The following is a 19420-nucleotide window of genomic DNA, read 5'->3' as shown; positions in this document are numbered from 1 at the left end:
TACTCGAATTATTTAGAGGACACGTGCTGCAACCAGTGTCTTTCCGCCCGGCGGAACAGGCTTATCAGGACATACGAAATGAGTAAATACAACACGGCGGCAATGCCAAACGCGGTAAACGGCTGGTAAGTCGCTGAGTTAATATCGCGGGCGATTTTCAACAAATCCGGCACCGTCGCGGTAAACGCCAGCGCCGTAGAGTGCAGCATTAAAATCACTTCGTTGCTATAGGCAGGCAAGGCGATACGTAATGCCGACGGCAAAATAATGCAGCGATACATTTTAAATGACGAGAAGCCATAGGCCCGTGCCGCTTCAATTTCACCGTGCGGCACCGAGCGAATCGCCCCGGCGAAAATCTCCGTGGTGTACGCGCAGGTATTCAGTGTCAGCGCCAGTACGGTACAGTTCAGTCCGCTGCGAAAAAACGCATTAAGAAGGTCAGTGCCTTTAACTATCTCCAGCGTATACATCCCCGAATAGAACACCAGTAGCTGTACGTACAGCGGCGTGCCGCGAAAAATATACGTAAACAGCCAGATGGGAAAACGGATGAATTTATTACTGGAAACGCGGCCCACCGCCAGAATCACCGCCAGAAGACCGCCCATCACCACCGATGAAATTAACAACCACAGCGTAATCGCCACACCGGTAAAACGATAGCCATCCGTCCACAGCAGGGATTTCCAGTACTCCTGAATAATCTCAATCACAGATCGGCCCTCTTCACGCCCACGGAATAGCGACGCTCAAGTAAGAGCAGCACACCATTGGAGACGGTGGTAAATACCAGGTAGATAAGTCCACAGACCACGGCGAAATAGAAAGGCTCCCAGGTACTTTTACCGGCAAGCTGCGTGGCTTTGACGACATCTTCCAGGCCCAGCAGCGACACCAGCGCCGTCGCTTTGAGTATCACCTGCCAGTTATTGCCGATCCCCGGCAGGGCGTAACGCATCATCGCCGGGAACATAATCCGCCGGAAGGTTTTCCCGTGGGTAAAACCAAAGGCCGTCGCCGCTTCGATATGGCCTTTCGGCACCGCCATAAATGCGCCGCGAAAGGTTTCGGTAAAATAGGCGCCGTAGATAAAACCGAGGGTGATAATACCGGCTACCATCGGATCAATATCTATCTGGTCGATACCCAGCGAATCGGTCACCACGTTAAGCGCGATTTGCAATCCGTAAAATATCAGCAGCATTAATACCAGATCCGGCACCCCGCGAATCAGGGTGGTGTACCCTTCAAAAATAAGCCCCGTTACCCGGTTTTGCGAAAGCTTCGCCCCCGCGCCGACGAGACCGATAAGCACGGCCAGCACCACGGAACTGAGCGCCAGTTCCAGCGTGACGATCGCGCCTTGTAAAATTACGCCTGAAAACCCGTACAACATGCAGCCTGTCCTGTTGTGTGTGGTGAAGTAAGAAGCCTCTTTTGCATTTTTGCCTCACATCACGCCGGATGGCGGCTGTGCTTGTCAGGCCTACGACGCTCCCCGTAGGCCTGACAAGCACAGCGCCATCAGGCAATGCAGACGATCAACATTCTCTGGGCTTTATCTGCACCGACGGTGATTAACCGCCATAAACATCAAAATCAAAGTACTTTTTCGCCAGCTTTTCGTAAGTACCGTCAGCACGCATTTCAGCAAACGCGTTGTTCAGCGCTTCACGCAGCTCGTTATCCTCTTTGCGCAGCCCCATACCGGTTCCTACGCCGAACAACTTCTCATCTTTCACCGATGGACCGCCGAATTTGTAGTCTTTTCCGACGGGCTGTTTAAGGAAACCTTCGCTAGCGGCGACCTCGTCCTGGAACGCCGCATCAATACGACCAGCCGTCAAATCGGAATAAATGTTGTCCTGCCCCTGATAAGAGACGATCTCAATCCCTTTCGGCGCCCAGTGCTCGTTGCCGAAGGTCTCCTGCGTTGTCCCCTGTAGCACGCCGACGCGCTTGCCTTTCAGCGACGCGATGGTCGGCTGGATATCCGAGCTCTTCGCCACCACCAAACGGGAATCGGCGGCGTAAAGCTTGTCGGTAAACGCGATCTCCTGCTGGCGCTTTTCAGTGATGGACAGCGAGGACATGATGGCATCAATTTTCTTCGCTTTTAAAGATGGAATCAGCGCATCCAGCGGGTTTTCCACGAACGTACACTGTGTGTTGATACGTTTGCACAGTTCTTTGGCCAGATCGATATCAAAGCCGACCAATTCACCCTGTGCATTTTTGGATTCAAACGGCGCGTAAGTCGGATCGGTACCGATACGAATCTTTTGTGGAATAGCGGCAAATGCTGCGGTAGCGCTGGAAAATGCCAACACCAGAGAAAGGGATAACGCCAGTTTTTTCATAACTATCCTCAACAGACTGTCTTTATAGGAGATCTTTACAGATCCGATGCGGCTATCGTGCCATTAATCAGGCCGACAAGGCAAAGCATTCTACCTTGTCAGCCGGTTTATTTTGCATAAAAATCGATTAAGTATGCATTTATGCGCCTGTTCCGCAACGGCTTATGCACCAAAATGGTGCAAGGCATCTATTTTGCACCGTGATAGTTCCCCAACGCGGTGCGCTATCCCTTCTCTCAATCGCCGTAGACATTAAAATCGAAGTACTTTTTGGCCATTTTGTCGTAAGTTCCGTCCTGGCGCAGTTCCGCGAGCGCTTTATCAAACGCAGCTTTTAGCTCGGTATCGTCTTTGCGCAGCCCAACCCCCGTCCCGTCACCAAAATATTTTTTATCCTTCACGGAAGGGCCGGCAAACGCATATTCTTTACCCGCTGCCTGCTTCAGAAATCCTTCGCTGGCGGCGACTTCATCCTGCAATGCGGCATCCAGACGACCCGCGGTCAAATCGGAATAGATAAGATCCTGGTTGGCATAAGCCACCACATCCACGCCTTTAGTTCGCCAGTTATCATTGGCGTAAGCCTCTTGCGTGGACCCTTGCAGCACGCCGACATGCTTGCCTTTCAGTGCTTCCAGCGTCGGCTGAATGGGGGAACCTTTTGCCGCAATCAGGCGTGAATCCGCCGCGTAAAGTTTGTCGGAAAACGCGATTTCTTGCTGACGTTTATCGGTGATAGAGAGCGATGAAATAATGGCATCGATTTTTTTCGCTTTTAGTGAGGGAATAAGCGCATCAAAATCGCTGGCAACCCAGATACATTTCACCTGCATACGCTTGCACATTTCATTACCGAGATCGATATCAAAGCCAATAAAGTCGCCTTTAGCATCTTTCGATGAGAAAGGCGCGTAGGTGGTATCCGTTCCAATACGAACCGTTTGCGGGAGCGCGGCGTAGCTGGCCGCCGCCGCGCCCAGACCTATCAGCAAAGACAAAGCGAGAACGGTCTTCTTCATACATACCCCTCAAGTGGCGTCATTTTCTTATGTTTTACGTGGTGTTGTGTGTTTGCAGACTTTTTCATGCAGGTCTTATGCCATTTTCACGTCAGCAAAACTATTTGACGTTAAATTTGTTAATAAAACGTTGCAATATTGTCCTGATGTTGAAGATAGCAGGTATGGCGGTTGAACCGCAGCGTTTCGGCGGCTTTTAACGAATTAAATGTTGAGGATATGATCGCGGTTACAAAATTGCCCTGAAACAGGGCAACAGGGACAATAATGCACGCTAAACAGACAACGCTATACGCCCTGCCAGCGAACAAAAAGATCGTGCGGAAGGGGGATGTCAAACTGATCCAGAACTCGGTTAACCGTTTGATTTATAACATCATCTAACGTCTGTGGAAGATGATAAAAAGCCGGAACTGGCGGCATAATCACCGCGCCTATCTCAGCGGCCTGGGTCATTAAACGCAAATGCCCGATATGCAGCGGTGTTTCGCGCACGCACAACACCAGAGGTCGCCGCTCTTTCAATATCACATCCGCCGCGCGGGTAAGCAGTCCGTCAGTATAACTGTGGACAATCCCCGACAGCGTTTTAATCGAACAGGGCAAGATAACCATTCCCGCCGTCGGGTAAGAGCCCGAGGAAATACTGGCGGCAATGTCGCGCGCATCGTGCGTCACATCGGCCAGCGCCTGCACCTCGCGCAGCGAAAAATGGGTCTCCAGCGCCAGCGTTTGCCGGGCCGCCTGGCTCATCACCAGATGCGTTTCCACGCTATCGACATCGCGCAAAATTTGTAATAAGCGCACGCCATAAATCGCTCCGCTGGCGCCGCTAATTCCTACAATGAGTCGTTTCATGTTCTCTTACCGTTTACGAGCGCCGTTCATCCCACTGTGTTACGTAATCGGTTCAAAGTGGGTTTGAAGAGATACCATGACAAAAGAATCCCTATCATAAAAGCCAGCTCAACCAACATTATCACTACCCCCTGCTCACTAAACCAGGTGCCGACCATAATGGCAAAATTGGTGATAATGACAAATCGGGCCGTCCAGGGGAAAAGCGGCGATCGATAGCGTAGCAAATCGCTGGCGTACGTTCCATTACGCACCGATTGCCGGAAGCGATACTGGCACCATCCGATGGTTATCCATGCAAGGCAACCCACCTGCCCGGTACTGGCGATCAGATATAAATAAAATTGCTGCGCGGGAATATAGCGGGTCAGCAACGACACCAGCGCCAGCAAAGCCGTGATTAAAATAGCATACACCGGCACGCCGCCGCCGTTCGTTTTACCAAAGCAGGCTGGCGCAAAGCGATCGCCCGCCATAGACCATAACATACGCGAACTGGCGTAAATGGCCGAGTTGGCGGCAGAAACCGCGGCGGAAAAGATCACCAGCGTCATCAGCGTATCCGCCCCCGGAATGCCCGCGTGGGAGAATACCCATACAAAGGGACTTTGTCCATTTGGCGTCAGTTCATGCGGATAGACCAGCGCCAGCACCGCAATCGCCAGGCCGTAAAACAAAATGATTCTGAGACCAATCCCCAGGATCACTTTCGGTAAAATAATGTGCGGCGATTCGGTCTCCCCTGCCGCATTTCCTACCAGTTCCACCCCCTGGAAGGAGTAAATCACGATCGTCATACAGACCACAATTTGCTCCCAACCGTGGGGAAACCACATTCCGTCTGTTTTTAACGTCGGGTGCCAGTCGCTATGGCCCATTAGCGAGTAGATCATGACCCCGCCCGCGCAGATAAACAGCACGATCGCGAAGACCTTAATGGCCGAAAGCCAGTATTCGCATTCGCCAAAACTTTTTGCGGAGGTGAGATTGATGGCCGTCAGGATGAGCAGAATCGCCAGGCAGAACATATATACCGGAACCGCGGGGAAAAACTGGTGAGCAATAAACCCTGCGGCAGTGAGGTCGGCCGCAAGGGAAAATACCCAGCTAAACCAGTAAAGCCAGCCAATGGTATAGCTCCAGCCAGGTGACGGCATAAACATCAGCGCGTAATGTTGAAATGAGCCAGAGTGAGGAAAGGCGCATGATAATTCGCCAAGACACATCATCGTCGCCAGCATAATGGTTCCGGCAAACAGATAGGCCAGTAAGGTTCCCGCCGGCCCGACACTGCTTAACGGTTCGGCAATGCCGATAAATAAGCCGGTGCCAATCGTGCCGCCCAACGACATCATCAGCAGATGCCGCTTTTTCAGGTTACGCCGCAGACCGCCTTCAGGCTCTGCTGGCGGTGATTGTTGCAGGGTATCCATCGTTACTCCCTGTCTTTCGTGAGGTCAAAGATGCCGCCGCGACATAGCCGCGGCGGTTATGCGTTAACGCGTAAACCTCCAGGCGACGCCTTTGGTCTGGCAGGCCATTAACAGGCCCGTATAATCCAGCTCAAAGCGAACCACATCGCCTACTTTTAGCGACTGACGACAATCTTCAATATCCACCAGCGTATGATCGCTGGTTTGTCCTAAGATAGTGATAGCGTCGTCGCATGGCACACAGTTATCCGACGGCACATCCTGACGACCAAACGCCAGCAATGCGCGTCGGCGTATGCCACGATCGACAAAGGTTTTACTTTGCAAAAAGGCATCGACGCCCAGCTCCCCGACCGGGACGGTCGGTTTACGGTTCAGTTCGATGATTTCCGCTTCCAGGATATACATATCGGAACAGGCTTTATCGACCGGTTTTGCGGAGTGGTGAAATTCATTCAGGTATTTCATGTCCACATATTCAATACCGAATTCATGCATTCCGCCGATGCGCAGATGATTCAGCCCCTGCGGCCAGATACCTTTATCCAGCAGGTGATAGCTGGTGCAGTTTCCCGCAGAAAGCCGCCGGACAGGAATACCGCTGTCGGCTTCCAGCCGGGCGGCCAGCGCCAGAAAATCCTCGCCATTTTTTACCGTTGGCAACACGGTGCCGTAACAATTAAAGTTGGTGCCCAGTCCATATAATTCCAGACCGGGCAGACCAGTAATCAGAGTCACGGTCTCAAGAATGCGTTGATATTCACCAAACCAGATACCCTCGCGTAAATCGCCCATATCCACCATCAGTAATACCTGATGCGTTTTCCCCTGGCGTTGGGCTTCTTGCGATAATGCCCGTAATACCACCGGCTCGCTATTTAAACTAATATCCGCGTAGCGCACCACATCTTCGATTTCACTCAGACACGGGCTGCGTAACAGGCAGGTCGTACATCCTGTCTCGCGTATTTTTTTCAAATTATAGGTTCGTGATTCAGCAATAACGGTAATTCCGCCGTTGAACACCGCCTGCGCGGTTTCCACGCAGCCGTCAAAAACTTTATTGACAGCCATCACGTCAATACCGCTGCTTGCCAGCAGAGCTTTTTCCGTGCGGGCGTTTTCTTCCAGCTTGCGTAGATTTATTTCCAGAACTGGCATATACATTTTATTTTCCTCCCGCCATGCTTAAACGGGCATTACGTTTCTGCGCCCGATGGTAAATGTACTCCGCGACGACAACCGCCAGCACGGCTCCGCCAATAATTTTCCCGGCGTACTGGAAATATCCGCCCATATCAATTTGAGAAGGCGGAATAAATAACAGCGCAACGGCAAAGGCGATAGAAAGAAAGCCCAGCGCGGGTAAAATAGCCGGTAAAACCTTGCCCGGAATTTTAAAACTTCTTGGCGTATCCGGCTGAGTCTTACGTAAACGCCAGAACGCCGGGAACATCACCAGATAAGGAATAAAATAGGTGATGGTCGTTAGCGCCGTTAACATCCAGTAAGCCGCCGCAACGCTTGGCGAAATAAAAGTCGAAAAACACAGGACCGTGACAATAATCGCCTGTACAGTCAAGGCAAAGGCGGGAGTTTTCCACACCGGATGTAATTTGCCGATTCGGTCCCCCAGCAGATTATCTTCACGCGAGGCTTCCTGGAGCATATAAATCGGCCCCACCAGCCAGGAGTTAATCTGCCCGAGAGCGCCAAAAAACATACAGATGGCCATAACAGGAATTAACCACGGCATATGCAGCGTGTCCGCAGCAGCATGCATAGCCTGCATGACGCCTGCCACGATGTCGGTTTTCCCGGCGGGTAAAAGCGTATTTAGCGCCCAGGTGCCGACCATATAGATCCCAACGATAACGGCGGCGGAGACGGCCATCGCTCGCGGAAAATCACGCTGTGGATTACGGGTACGCCCGGCAATCATCGGGGCGACCTCCAGTCCGGCAAACGCAAACATCATGCTGGATAAGAAAACGATCGTATCCCAGTGTCCGAGATCCGGAATCCAGTTTTTCGCTGTAGCGTAGTCTGTCTGCATCTGGTGTCCGGTACATAGCCATACCACCGCCAGCAAAATGAGGATGGCGGAGGGAATAAATACGCCGCACCAGGCGCTGATGCTATTAATAATTTTTGTCCATTCCATCCCGCGGATATTCATCAGCGTTAATAGCCAGAAAATCACCGCGGAACCAATACCGATAAACGCTTTATTTTCCGCCAGGCCGCCGCCGATCATATAGCCCAGCGCGGTAAAGCCGAATTGCAACATTAATGGGAAAAACAGTACGCAGGAAAAGAGAAAACAAACCACTACAATCCATGCAATACGTTTACCAAATGCCTCTTTAATCCAGACAAATATCCCGCCATCTTTCGGCCAGCCGGTTGACAGCTCGCCGCATACCATCGCTAAAGGAAAAAACAAACAGAATGCGGCTATCACCCATAACAACATGGCCGATGCCCCGTAAGGCGCCACGTTAGGGATTTGCCGCAAACTCAGAATAGCGATGACATTCATAAAGACAATGTCTTTGATGCCAAGTAAGCCAGAATTCGTGTTACTCATGGCCATCTCCTGTTATGCATTCAGGCATCACTGCCCTCTTCTTATCATCTGACGACGGGCTTCAGCATGAAACTGAAGCCCAAAACAGTATTAATAAATGTCGTACTTGACCATATCTTCGTAACTGTCTTCCCGACGAATCAGACGCGTCTCACCATTTTTATCGATCATCACCACGCCCGTGCGCGGACGGTTGTTATAAACAGTTTGACTTTCAATGGTGTATGCCCCGGCGTCAAGAAACGCGACAATATCGCCAACATGAGTCTCCTTCGGCAGTAAAAACTCTTCGCCTTTCACTCCCATGTGGAAATAATCTCCGCCATCACACAGCGGCCCGGCTAATTTTATCCAGGCGTCGTGCGCTGCCGTCATGCGAGAGGCGTTATAGACATAAAAGAACCAGTCAAAATGCTGGCTGTCAGAGAGTACGCTGTAACCAGCGTCGACAAATTTCCATTCAACGTGGCATTCCACATTGCCGTTAAGATCGTAATTTGTTTTACGTTTTTCGCAGGAGACTTCCGTCAGTAAAACCGCCGCCGACCCGGTCACTTTACGTCCCGGTTCAATACATATTTCCACATCGGTACGCCATTTATGCACTTCGCGAATGACCGCATCGGCAAAATCCTGAGCGGTAATACCGGCATACATATTATCTTTTAACGGGTCGCCATTCTCGTCGTCATATTTATAGGGAACCGGAATTCCGCCGCCCACGTTGATCAAATCAAATTTAATACCGAGCACTTCTTCCAGGCGACGGGATTCATCCACCAGCACTTTGGTCGCTTTTGCGAAAGGCTCTGACTCCGGCACCTGATCGCCCACATGCATATGCAAACCGCGTAAATGTACATAAGGCATTGCCAGAATGCGGCGGCAGGTTTCTTCCGCCTGTTCCAGGTCGAGACCCGACTTCGCATGGAAAGCGGTAACCAATTCCGCATGCGTCGCCGAGGGAACATTCGGCTCTACGCGGACGCAAACATTGGCGACTTTCTTCAGCTTGCGAGAGATGGCATCAATATGTTCCAGCTCATACAGGCTATCAACATTAATAAGATACAGATCGTTAGCGATGGCATATTCCAGATCGGCAGGCTTTTTCACCACGCCGTTGAAGACGATCTGATCGCCGCGAAAGCCTATCTCCAGACACTTGCGAACCTCATATTGTGAGTTTGCCTCCGCGCAAATTCCGGCGTCACGAATGGCTTTCAACACCCCCATGACCGAGCAGGTTTTTGACGCAAAGAAAGTTTTGGTATTCTTATGCGCCGCAAATGCCTGCTGGATTTCATGAATGTTACGAATAATCTCCGGCTCAGAAAACACATAAAATGGCGTGGGATACTGGCGCGCCAGAGCGTCCAGATCGACCCCTTCAAAACACAAATGACCGTCTTTGTGCTGGAAACGGCGATCGCCGTTGATTACCTGCTCACGTAGCTGGTTGTAATTCTGCATAATCGAGTCAGTCATAACGCCCTCTGCTTAATGTTTATGGTAAAAATCCGCGTGCTTTACAGGGATAAAGCAAAGGGCATGCCACTATTTTTTATCAAAATAATCAAATGGTTATAAAAATAAATTTTTTCTCATTTTCGTCATTGAGTTTGCTATTCATCACAACGACGAAAATTCGTCACTTTTATAATGGCAACATGAGAAATAGATGTGAGGAATGCGTGTATGGCATCCACCAATCAGGAACTGGCCTCGGCGCTCAGGATGTTTTCCCGCTTTTTCGATTTGATTCATCAGCCGTTGGCCGTTATTAATGAGCGTGGTGAATACGTTTACTACAATCAGGAAAGCGCGGATCTGGACGGCTACAGCATTGAACGGGCAATGGGAAAACATATGCTGGATGTCTATCCGGGCATGAAAGAGACCCAAAGTACGATGCTTTCATCGTTAAAAAAAGGCGTGGAATACATTGGTCATTATCAAATTTATTACAATGCGCGAGGCCAGGCCGTTGACTATCAGCACACCACCGCGCCGCTCTATGCAAGCGATGGCGGCATGGTCGGCGTTATCGAAATCGGCAGGAATATGTCCGGCGTCAGGCGACTCCAGGAGCAGGTGGTAGAACTGAACCAACTGCTGTATGCCGATCACCATGAGAAGCACCACGCCATTATTACCGAAAACCCGGAAATGCTCAGTCATATCGCCAAAGCCAAACGGCTGGCCGCCAGTAATATTCCGGTGACGATTGTCGGGGAGACGGGAACGGGTAAGGAGCTATTTTCCCGCCTGATACATCAATGCAGCAAGCGGGCGAATAAACCGTTCATCGCCCTGAACTGCGGCGCTCTACCGCCTACGCTTATAGAAAGCACGCTTTTTGGCACCGTGCGCGGCGCCTATACCGGCGCGGAAAATAGCCAGGGTTATCTGGAGCTGGCAAACGGGGGAACGCTCTTTCTGGATGAGCTGAACGCCATGCCGATAGAGATGCAAAGTAAGTTGCTACGATTCTTACAGGATAAAACCTTCTGGCGGCTCGGCGGACAACAACAACTCCACTCTGACGTCAGGATCGTTGCCGCCATGAACGAAGCGCCCGTCAAATTGATTCAACAAGAACGCCTGCGGGCAGATCTTTTTTATCGGTTGAGCGTCGGAATGTTGACGCTACCGCCGTTGCGCGCCCGCCCGGAAGATATTCCCTTACTGGCGAATTATTTCATTGATAAATACCGTAATGACGTACCGCAAGATATTCACGGATTAAGCGAGACGGCGCGTAATGACCTGCTCAACCACGCCTGGCCGGGTAATGTCAGGATGCTGGAAAATGCGATTGTACGCAGCATGATCATGCAGGAAAAAGACGGGCTGCTTAAACACATCATTTTTGAGCAGGATGAGTTAAATTTAGGTGTAGCGGAAGCCGCAACGGGAAATCCCCTTCCCCCGTTGCCCGATCCGCAGTATGAGGGGTCGCTGGAGGTGCGGGTTGCCAACTACGAAAGGCATTTAATAGAAACCGCGCTGGATACGCATCAGGGAAACATTGCCGCCGCGGCCCGCAGTCTTAACGTATCCCGCACCACGTTACAGTACAAAGTACAAAAATACGGTATCCGCTTCGGCGTAGTACGTAATTGAAATGGCCAGCGGCATCGCGCCGCTGGCAAAGCCATTAGCCTTCGTTATGCATTTCCAGGTTTTCCATTTCGTTCTGGAACAGCACCGCTTTGGCGTCGTCATTACGTAATGAATCCAGGAAGTCGAGGTATTGCTGGTCTACGTCTTTGGTGACATATACCCCGTTAAATACCGAACATTCAAACTGCTGGATATCCGGATTTTCCGCGCGTACGGCTTCGATCAGATCGTTCAGATCCTGGAAGATAAGCCCGTCTGCGCCGATGATCTGACGAATCTCATCCACCTCGCGGCCATGCGCGATCAGCTCATTGGCCGTCGGCATATCAATGCCATAAACGTTGGGGAAACGAATTTCCGGCGCGGCAGACGCCAGGTACACCTTCTTCGCGCCTGCTTCCCGGGCCATTTCGATGATCTGCTCTGATGTGGTGCCACGCACGATGGAATCATCCACCAGCAGGACGTTCTTATCGCGGAATTCCGCGCGATTAGCATTGAGCTTACGGCGCACGGATTTACGGCGTAGCTGTTGGCCTGGCATGATAAAGGTACGTCCCACGTAGCGATTTTTGACAAATCCCTGGCGGTACGGCTTGCCGAGAATACGGGCAATTTCCAGCGCGATATCGCAGGAGGTTTCCGGGATAGGGATCACAACGTCGATGTCCAGCTCTTCCCATTCACGAGCGATTTTTTCGCCAAGTTTGGTACCCATATTCACACGAGCGCTGTAGACGGAGATTTTGTCGATAAAGGAGTCCGGACGAGCAAAGTAAACGTACTCGAACAGACAGGGGTTACTGACCGGATTATCCGCGCACTGGCGCGTGAACAGTTGCCCCTTTTCGGTAATATAGATAGCTTCGCCCGGCGCGACATCGCGCAGAAATTCAAAGCCCAGCGTATCCAGCGCCACGCTTTCAGAAGCGACCATATACTCCGTACGACCATCGCCAACGTCACGCTTACCCAGCACCAACGGGCGAATGCCGTGCGGATCGCGAAAAGCCACCATGCCGTGGCCGATAATCATCGCCACGCATGCATAGGCGCCGCGGATTTGACGGTTAGTCGCGGCAATCGCGGCAAAAATATTGTCGGCTTCCAGCGGGTAGTGACGGAAGTTGTCGAGCTCGCTGGCGAAAATATTGAGCAGGATTTCGGAATCGGAGGTGGTGTTGATATGACGGCGCTTTTCTTCAAACAGCTTTTTACGTAGCTCGTGCGCATTAGTCAGATTGCCATTATGGGCCAACGTGATGCCATACGGCGAGTTGACGTAAAAAGGTTGCGCTTCGGAAGCGCTGGAGCTGCCTGCGGTAGGGTAACGCACATGGCCGATCCCCATGTTGCCCTGCAAACGCTGCATGTGGCGAGCTTCAAAAATATCGTTCACCAGCCCGTTTGCCTTACGCAAGCGGAAGCAGTTATTCGCATCAATGGTGATGATGCCGGCAGCATCCTGACCACGATGCTGGAGCACTGTTAACGCGTCATAAATCGACTGGTTGACCGGCATAACACCGGCGATACCGACAATACCGCACATACGTCATTTTCCTCGTTAAGCCACATCTCAGAACCTATTACGTCCTGGGCAAGAAACTCGACGAGCTTTGCAGATAGTCAAAGAACCATCTGATGATGAAGCTGAACTGCGGGATGAGCTGCGATTTGCTCCAGTCTTCGCTTTTCGACAAGCCGGTAAAGGTATCGAGGAAGAACAGAATGGCGGCGACAATCAGCGCGCCTCGCAATGCGCCGAAACAGATCCCCAACACCCGGTCAGTCCCCGACAGGCCGGTCTTTTCTACTAGCTGACCTATCACAAAATTCACGATAGCGCCGACGATAAGCGTCGCGATAAACAGTACCGCGATAGCAATCCCATTACGAACCAGTTCGTCTTCAAAGCCCGTAAACCAGACAGACAGGTAAGTGTAGTAGTGACTGGCGACAAAGAAAGCACAACCCCACGTCACCAGCGATAACGCTTCACGAACAAAGCCGCGGATCAGGCTAACCAGACAGGAAAAAGCAATCACCGCGATAATGGCGTAATCAATCCAGACCATAGATGTCCCACGATTTTACGCCCTGTCGTCCTGTTCGGGGCGCATTCTAACAGAAAAAGAAAACGTTTGCGTAGGGATTTCCTTCCCGCGCGTAAATAAAAATGGCGCTGAAAAAATATTCAACGCCATCACACTTTTTATCTCTTCGGGCACGACCAGAAGAGCCGCCATCGGCCTGATAAGCGCAGGGCATCAGGTTCATTCCTTCTGCCGGATGACGGCGTAAACGCCTTATCCGGCCTACAGAACTTCAGGCATTACCGGATGAATCATCGTAGGCCTTAACGCTGCACGCCATCAGGCAAAACGCGGCTTAGTTCGGGCTATACCCCATCACCACGCCGCTTAACCCGGAAATCTGCTTGAGCTCGCCAAGCGATCCTTTCATCTTATCTTTCGATGCATCCGGCCCGACGAGAATACGGGTTATTTTACCCTGTACCGGCGTTGAGGGGGAAGTATAAACCCGGAACCCGGCGGAACGAAGCTTGCCGACTATCTCGTTGACTTTATCCGCATTTTTCAGCGCGCCCAACTGTACGACATAGGCTTTGCCGGTCGGCGCAGGTTTATCGTCGGCGGCCGGTTTCGGCGCGGGCGTCGGCGTGGAAGCGGCGACAACCGGCTGTTGCGGTTTAGGCTTCGGCTTTTCAACCGACTTCGGTTTAGGCGTCTCCACCGGTATCGGATCAAGCTCGACATTGTTAGACGCCATGCGCGACGGGTCCAGCGACGGCGCTGCCGCATCTCCCGCCCGCACCTCTTCAGCCGCCCCTTCCGGCGGCTGTGTCGGCAGCGCCTGCGTTGCGGCAGGCATCATATCCGGCTCATCACGGTCGCCAGGCTTCGGTACCAGTGGAATCGCAGCAAATTCATCCTGATAATGCTTTTTCTGTCCGTCCAGCAGACCGGGAAGCACAATAACCCCCAGCGCGACTAACACAATCGTGCCGACTAAACGATTCTGAAACTTACTCGCCACCGATTCTCCCCGCGTCTATCACTTGCATAACATGTGCGACGGTGTGGAATGATCCGCACACCAGCACGGTATCTTCTGGCTGCGCCGCGTCGATGGCGGCCTGCCATGCCTGCGCGACGCTATCATAGACATTCCCTTTCCCCAGATGTTCCAGAAGTTGTTCCGCCGTCGCGCCGCGCGGCCCCTCTAACGGAGCACAATACCAGTCGTCAACCACGCTTTTCAACCAGGCTAACGTTCCGGCGATATCTTTATCATGCAGCATACCAATCACCGCAAGCACGCGCCCGCGTTTCGGCAACGTTTTCAGACGACCCGTCAGGTATTCCGCCGCGTGGGGATTATGGGCGACATCAAAGATAACGCGTGGCGACTCACTCACAATTTGAAAACGTCCCGGCAAGGTAGCCTGTGCAATACCGTCGCGAATCGCCTGTTCGTCAATGTTCAACCCGCTGGCGCGCAGCGCGGCCAGAGCGGTGGCGGCATTCGGCTGGGGAACCTGCGGCAACGGCAATCCGGCAAGCGTGCCGTCGCCATCGGTAAACGCCCAGTGGGTCGCTGTCGCCTCATAACACCAGTCAACGCCGCGACGCCGCAGCAGCGCGTCGGTCTCCTGCGCAACATCCGCGATGGTTGCCGGCATTTCCGGTTCGCCGACAATAGCGGGTTTTTCCGCACGAAAAATCCCGGCCTTCTCGCGGCCGATACTTTCGCGATCCGGCCCCAGCCAGTCAGTGTGGTCAAGCGCGATGCTGGTAATTACCGCCACATCGGCATCCACAATGTTCGTGGCGTCCAGGCGCCCGCCCAACCCCACCTCCAGGATCACCACGTCAAGGTTAGCCTGTTTAAACAGCCACAATGCCGACAACGTACCATATTCAAAATAGGTCAATGAAATATCGCCGCGCGCCGCTTCTATTTCCGCAAAGGACGCGGTATGCGCGGATTCCGCTAATTCTTTCCCCTGCACGCGCACGCGCTCGGTGTAACGTACCAGATGAGGCGAACTATAGACGCCCACACGATATCCCGCCGCTATTAACACTGACTCCAGCGTTCGACAGGTCGTACCTTTGCCGTTGGTTCCCGCAACGGTAAAAACGAATGGCGCAGGTTTGAGGATGTCCAGACGCGCTGCCACCTGGCTTACGCGTTCAAGGCCTAAATCGATACTCTTGCTGTGCAGGTTTTCCAGATAAGAAAGCCACGAGGCCAGGGGCGACGCAGCTTGAGGTATAGATTTGTTTTTCATTGATTCCGCTGCTTCTTTACGGTGAAAAGCAAAAGGGCAGAGCCTGCGGCCCTGCCCTTTTCAGTTATCAGGCCTCAGACTCCTGATCCGGCGCCGGAGGCACCACCACGCCTTCACGCGGGGCGTCCGGGTTCGGCGCGGGCAGATTCATCAGCTTCGCCAGAATGCTCGCCAGCTTCAGGCGCATTTCCGGACGGCGGACGATCATATCGATCGCGCCTTTTTCGATCAGGAACTCACTGCGCTGGAATCCCGGCGGGAGCTTTTCACGGACGGTTTGTTCGATAACACGCGGACCGGCGAAGCCAATGAGGGCTTTTGGCTCGGCGATGTTGAGATCGCCCAGCATTGCAAAACTGGCGGAAACGCCGCCCATTGTCGGATCGGTCAACACCGAGATGTAGGGCAGACCACGTTCCTGCATTTTAGCCAGCGCCGCCGAGGTTTTCGCCATCTGCATCAGAGACATCAGCGCTTCTTGCATACGCGCGCCGCCGGAAGCAGAGAAACACACTAACGGACAGTTGTCTTCCAGCGCCTGTTCAACAGCGCGAACGAAGCGTGCGCCAACGACAGACCCCATTGATCCGCCCATGAACGCGAATTCAAACGCGGCGGCGACAATCGGCATACCGTGAAGCGTCCCTTTCATGACCACCAGCGCGTCTTTCTCGCCGGTTTCTTTCTGCGCGGACGCCAGTCTGTCTTTATATTTTTTGGAATCGCGGAACTTGAGCACGTCTTTAGGCTCCAGCTCGCTACCCAACTCCACAAGGGTACCTTCATCTAACAGGCTATGCAGGCGATTGCGCGCCGACATGCGCATATGATGGTCACACTTAGGACAGACCTCAAGATTACGTTCCAGCTCAGCGCGGTATAAAACCTGACCGCAGCTATCACACTTGGTCCACACCCCTTCAGGAATGCTTGCCTTGCGGGTGGGAGTAATGTTGCTTTTAATTCGTTCAATCCAGCTCATTGGTGACCTTTCTGCCTGAACCTTAGTCAGCTTTATTATAAGGGGCGCATAATGCCATTTTTGCCCCCAACAGACCATGAATGTTGCACATTAAAACATAACAGCCCGAAACTTTGGATAAAAAAGTGGTCGAACCGCTGAGTTACTTTCTATTTTGCGGCACGCGACGCAGCGCGCTTATGCCGAACAATCTCAATGACGCCTGGTAATATCGAAACCACGATAATCCCGACAATCAGCAGCTTAAGGTTATCCTGAATCAACGGTATCGTACCGAAGAAATAACCAGCGTAGGTAAAGAGCAGCACCCACAGCAGCGCGCCGATGACGTTATAGGCGGCAAAATGCCGATAGGACATGTGCCCCATCCCTGCCACAAACGGCGCAAAGGTTCTGACGATCGGCACAAAGCGAGCGAGAATGATCGTTTTACCGCCGTGTTTTTCATAAAACTGATGGGTTTTATCCAGGTAGCTGCGGCGGAAAATTTTTGAATTCGGATTACTGAACAGTTTTTCGCCGAACAGTCGACCAATGGTGTAATTCACCGCATCGCCAACAATCGCGGCGATCAGCATTAACGCCACCATGATATGCACATTGAGATCGTTGGTTTCCAGCGAAGCCAGCGCCCCGGCGACAAACAGCAGCGAGTCGCCCGGCAGGAACGGCGTGACGACCAGGCCGGTTTCACAGAACAAAATCAAAAACAAAATGGCGTACACCCAGACGCCGTACTCCGCGACCAGTTCCGCCAGATGCACATCGATGTGCAGGATAAAATCAATAATAAAGTAGATCAGGTCCATATTTGCCTTTGCCTTTCTACCCAACACGTTTCGGGTATGCGATTCGAATTAGTCCGCCAGAAATAGCGGGCCCATTGGCGGTTTTGGAAGGTCAAACCGGTCAGGGTAATCCACCGCAACCAAATATAGCCCTTCCGCCTTCGCCGTTGCCGCCGCCAGCGTTCTGTCCTTCGCTGCTAACAGCTCTGCGATCCAGCTCTCCGGCTGGTTGTGAGCGCCTACTTCCAGCAGGCTGCCGACAATATTCCTGACCATATGATGGACAAAGGCATTCGCTTTGATATCGACCACCACATAAGGGCCGTGGCGGGTAACGTTAATGTGCATCACATTACGCCACGGCGTGCGCGACTGGCACTGCACCGCGCGAAACGAGGTAAAATCATTTTCGCCAAGCAGACACTGCGCCGCGCGATGCATCCGCGCTGCATCCAGCGGCTCATAGTAATGCGTCACGCCTTTTGCTAACACCGCAGGACGCAGTCGATGATTGTAGATGATATAGCGATAACGGCGAGCCGTAGCGCTAAAACGCGCGTGAAAATCATCCGGAACAGTTTTCACCCAGCGCACGGCAATGTCACCAGGCAAATTCGCATTTACCCCCAGCGTCCACGCCGCATCTTTGCGCAATGCAGTCGTTTCGAAATGGACAACCTGCCCGGTGCCGTGAACGCCGGCATCGGTACGCCCGGCGCAGAACACGTTAATAGGTTCATTCGCCACCTGCGAGAGCGCTTTTTCCAGCTTTTCCTGCACGCTGCGCACTTCATTCTGACGCTGCCAGCCATAATACTTACTGCCATCGTACTCAATGCCCAGCGCAATTTTATAGACCGGCGATGATTGCTGTCCGGACATCAGTACAGATACTCCTGCACCAGCTTCTCCGCAATTTTAACGGCCATCAGCGCGCCGCCGAAACGCACGTTGTCCGCCACTGACCAGAACTGAATTTGTTCCGGCATACCGTAATCATTATGCACACAGCCAATAGAAAGCTGTGGATTGCCGGAAGCGTCGCCCACCTGCGTCGGGTAATCCGTTTCTTCTGACAGTACGATATCTTCGCCGCGGGAAAATGCCTCGCGCGCCTCTTCCGCCGCCAGCGGACGAAGCGCTTCAAAGCTCACCATCTGCGCATGGCCATAGAACACCGGTGACTGCACGACACTGGCGGAGATCATCACGCCATCATCCTGCAAAATTTTACGCACTTCATCGACGATACGACGTTCCTGGCGCACGCTTCCTTCACGATCCGGCAGCTGCGGCAACATATTGAACGCCAACTGGCGACCAAAGAAATCATCCTCATCAATCGGCATGCCGTTAAGCAGCTTCGCACTCTGTCCGGCCAGCGCATCGACCGCTTTTTTCCCCTGCGCGGACGCTGATAACATACTGGTGACGGCGATGCGCGACAGTCCCCCCTGATCGATTAACGGCTTGAGCGCCGCCAGCAGTTGGCTGGTCAGGCTATCGGCGACCGCAATCACGTTACGGTTACGGTAATCTGCCAGTACATGCGGGTTTACTTCCGGCACGACCAGCGGCACATCAGGCTCAAGCGCGAACAGACCGCTTGAATCTATGACCAGGCAACCTGCGTTGGTCGCGTCGTCTACCCAGGCAGCCGATGCCTCTGCGCCAGCAACGAAAAACGCCAACTGCGCCTGCGTCCAGTCAAAGTCCGCCGCATCCTGAACAATGACCGACTTGCCACCAAAACGGAGGTGCTCGCCCGCGCTTTCATGACGCGCCAACGCATAAATTTCACCGACCGGGAACTGGCGTTCAGCCAGTGTTTCAAGCAGGGCTTCGCCTACGGCGCCCGTCGCGCCCAGAACGGCAATATTCCAGCCTTCAGACATGGTGGTTTACTCCAGAAAAGCGTAAGCTCCCCGCTCAGGCAGGGAGCG

18 protein-coding genes are annotated in these 19420 nt (G+C 52.7%); 1 reads left to right on the top strand and 17 read right to left on the bottom strand.

From position 1 onward, the window contains the following. Positions 1-8: 8 nt before the first annotated feature. The 9 genes from hisM to F4V72_RS16260 form a co-directional block, all read right to left on the bottom strand. Positions 9-716, bottom strand: coding sequence for a histidine ABC transporter permease HisM (gene hisM, locus F4V72_RS16300; protein ID WP_079817405.1), 708 nt, complete (start codon positions 714-716; stop codon positions 9-11). Beyond that, positions 713-1399 (bottom strand): histidine ABC transporter permease HisQ, encoded by a 687-nt coding sequence (locus tag F4V72_RS16295; protein WP_023248522.1) that lies wholly within the window; start codon positions 1397-1399, stop codon positions 713-715. The genes hisM and F4V72_RS16295 overlap by 4 nt, the downstream gene beginning before the upstream one ends. A 181-nt stretch (positions 1400-1580) precedes the next feature. After that, the gene (gene hisJ, locus F4V72_RS16290) at positions 1581-2363 is read right to left on the bottom strand and encodes a histidine ABC transporter substrate-binding protein HisJ (RefSeq protein ID WP_053507768.1); all 783 of its coding nucleotides are present in this window, start codon (positions 2361-2363) and stop codon (positions 1581-1583) included. Positions 2364-2599: 236 nt separating this feature from the next. Next, positions 2600-3382, bottom strand: coding sequence for a lysine/arginine/ornithine ABC transporter substrate-binding protein ArgT (argT, locus tag F4V72_RS16285; protein WP_023248524.1), 783 nt, complete (start codon positions 3380-3382; stop codon positions 2600-2602). A 288-nt stretch (positions 3383-3670) separates the two neighbouring features. Beyond that, a complete protein-coding gene (locus tag F4V72_RS16280) occupies positions 3671-4240 on the bottom strand; it encodes a UbiX family flavin prenyltransferase (RefSeq protein ID WP_053530037.1) in 570 nt (189 codons plus the stop codon). Between the two features lie 26 nt (positions 4241-4266). Continuing rightward, positions 4267-5673, bottom strand: a complete 1407-nt coding sequence (locus F4V72_RS16275) for an amino acid permease (RefSeq protein WP_053507769.1) — start codon at positions 5671-5673, stop codon at positions 4267-4269. 63 nt (positions 5674-5736) lie between these two features. Next, positions 5737-6840, bottom strand: coding sequence for an alanine/ornithine racemase family PLP-dependent enzyme (locus tag F4V72_RS16270; RefSeq protein WP_079813208.1), 1104 nt, complete (start codon positions 6838-6840; stop codon positions 5737-5739). Position 6841: 1 nt separating this feature from the next. Then, positions 6842-8263, bottom strand: a complete 1422-nt coding sequence (locus F4V72_RS16265; RefSeq protein ID WP_023178218.1) for an APC family permease — start codon at positions 8261-8263, stop codon at positions 6842-6844. A 90-nt stretch (positions 8264-8353) separates the two neighbouring features. Continuing rightward, on the bottom strand, positions 8354-9751 hold the full coding sequence (locus tag F4V72_RS16260) for a diaminopimelate decarboxylase family protein (RefSeq protein WP_000132306.1): 1398 nt from the start codon (positions 9749-9751) through the stop codon (positions 8354-8356). A 210-nt stretch (positions 9752-9961) separates the two neighbouring features. Between F4V72_RS16260 and F4V72_RS16255 the strand changes: the two genes are divergently transcribed. Beyond that, entirely contained in the window at positions 9962-11389 is a 1428-nt protein-coding gene (locus F4V72_RS16255; RefSeq protein WP_023247486.1) for a sigma-54 interaction domain-containing protein, read from the top strand. Between the two features lie 34 nt (positions 11390-11423). Here the strand turns inward: F4V72_RS16255 and purF are convergent, their stop codons facing one another. The 8 genes from purF to F4V72_RS16215 form a co-directional block, all read right to left on the bottom strand. Next, positions 11424-12941, bottom strand: coding sequence for an amidophosphoribosyltransferase (purF, locus tag F4V72_RS16250; RefSeq protein WP_023178212.1), 1518 nt, complete (start codon positions 12939-12941; stop codon positions 11424-11426). A 37-nt stretch (positions 12942-12978) separates the two neighbouring features. After that, positions 12979-13467, bottom strand: coding sequence for a colicin V production protein (cvpA, locus tag F4V72_RS16245; protein WP_000262102.1), 489 nt, complete (start codon positions 13465-13467; stop codon positions 12979-12981). A 313-nt stretch (positions 13468-13780) separates the two neighbouring features. Then, positions 13781-14449 (bottom strand): cell division protein DedD, encoded by a 669-nt coding sequence (gene dedD, locus F4V72_RS16240; protein WP_053507771.1) that lies wholly within the window; start codon positions 14447-14449, stop codon positions 13781-13783. Continuing rightward, positions 14439-15707, bottom strand: coding sequence for a bifunctional tetrahydrofolate synthase/dihydrofolate synthase (gene folC / locus F4V72_RS16235; RefSeq protein WP_053507772.1), 1269 nt, complete (start codon positions 15705-15707; stop codon positions 14439-14441). The genes dedD and folC overlap by 11 nt, the downstream gene beginning before the upstream one ends. A gap of 67 nt (positions 15708-15774) precedes the next feature. Beyond that, entirely contained in the window at positions 15775-16689 is a 915-nt protein-coding gene (gene accD, locus F4V72_RS16230) for an acetyl-CoA carboxylase, carboxyltransferase subunit beta (RefSeq protein WP_053530034.1), read from the bottom strand. Between the two features lie 149 nt (positions 16690-16838). Then, positions 16839-17498 carry a DedA family protein gene (locus F4V72_RS16225; RefSeq protein WP_000364312.1) on the bottom strand — a complete coding sequence of 220 codons (660 nt, stop codon included), beginning with the start codon at positions 17496-17498 and terminating at the stop codon, positions 16839-16841. Positions 17499-17546: 48 nt separating this feature from the next. Further along, positions 17547-18359: a tRNA pseudouridine(38-40) synthase TruA gene (gene truA / locus F4V72_RS16220; protein WP_023247482.1), complete on the bottom strand. Its 813-nt coding sequence runs from the start codon at positions 18357-18359 to the stop codon at positions 17547-17549. Beyond that, on the bottom strand, positions 18359-19372 hold the full coding sequence (locus tag F4V72_RS16215) for an aspartate-semialdehyde dehydrogenase (protein WP_136058165.1): 1014 nt from the start codon (positions 19370-19372) through the stop codon (positions 18359-18361). The genes truA and F4V72_RS16215 overlap by 1 nt, the downstream gene beginning before the upstream one ends. Positions 19373-19420: the final 48 nt, after the last annotated feature.

The sequence above is a fragment of the Salmonella enterica subsp. diarizonae genome (assembly GCF_008692785.1).
GTDB lineage: Bacteria > Pseudomonadota > Gammaproteobacteria > Enterobacterales > Enterobacteriaceae > Salmonella > Salmonella diarizonae.
Note: the sequence above shows the minus strand (reverse complement) of the source record. Positions and strands in the feature narration are given on the sequence as shown.

Excerpts from the sequence above, each read along its gene's own strand:
- F4V72_RS16295 (WP_023248522.1), bottom strand. The coding sequence starts at position 1,399 with ATGTTGTACGGGTTTTCAGGCGTAATTTTACAAGGCGCGATCGTCACG.
- hisJ (WP_053507768.1), bottom strand. The coding sequence starts at position 2,363 with ATGAAAAAACTGGCGTTATCCCTTTCTCTGGTGTTGGCATTTTCCAGC.
- argT (WP_023248524.1), bottom strand. The coding sequence starts at position 3,382 with ATGAAGAAGACCGTTCTCGCTTTGTCTTTGCTGATAGGTCTGGGCGCG.
- F4V72_RS16280 (WP_053530037.1), bottom strand. The coding sequence starts at position 4,240 with ATGAAACGACTCATTGTAGGAATTAGCGGCGCCAGCGGAGCGATTTAT.
- F4V72_RS16275 (WP_053507769.1), bottom strand. The coding sequence starts at position 5,673 with ATGGATACCCTGCAACAATCACCGCCAGCAGAGCCTGAAGGCGGTCTG.
- F4V72_RS16270 (WP_079813208.1), bottom strand. The coding sequence starts at position 6,840 with ATGTATATGCCAGTTCTGGAAATAAATCTACGCAAGCTGGAAGAAAAC.
- F4V72_RS16265 (WP_023178218.1), bottom strand. The coding sequence starts at position 8,263 with ATGAGTAACACGAATTCTGGCTTACTTGGCATCAAAGACATTGTCTTT.
- F4V72_RS16260 (WP_000132306.1), bottom strand. The coding sequence starts at position 9,751 with ATGACTGACTCGATTATGCAGAATTACAACCAGCTACGTGAGCAGGTA.
- F4V72_RS16255 (WP_023247486.1), top strand. The coding sequence starts at position 9,962 with ATGGCATCCACCAATCAGGAACTGGCCTCGGCGCTCAGGATGTTTTCC.
- purF (WP_023178212.1), bottom strand. The coding sequence starts at position 12,941 with ATGTGCGGTATTGTCGGTATCGCCGGTGTTATGCCGGTCAACCAGTCG.
- cvpA (WP_000262102.1), bottom strand. The coding sequence starts at position 13,467 with ATGGTCTGGATTGATTACGCCATTATCGCGGTGATTGCTTTTTCCTGT.
- folC (WP_053507772.1), bottom strand. The coding sequence starts at position 15,707 with ATGAAAAACAAATCTATACCTCAAGCTGCGTCGCCCCTGGCCTCGTGG.
- accD (WP_053530034.1), bottom strand. The coding sequence starts at position 16,689 with ATGAGCTGGATTGAACGAATTAAAAGCAACATTACTCCCACCCGCAAG.
- F4V72_RS16225 (WP_000364312.1), bottom strand. The coding sequence starts at position 17,498 with ATGGACCTGATCTACTTTATTATTGATTTTATCCTGCACATCGATGTG.
- truA (WP_023247482.1), bottom strand. The coding sequence starts at position 18,359 with ATGTCCGGACAGCAATCATCGCCGGTCTATAAAATTGCGCTGGGCATT.
- F4V72_RS16215 (WP_136058165.1), bottom strand. The coding sequence starts at position 19,372 with ATGTCTGAAGGCTGGAATATTGCCGTTCTGGGCGCGACGGGCGCCGTA.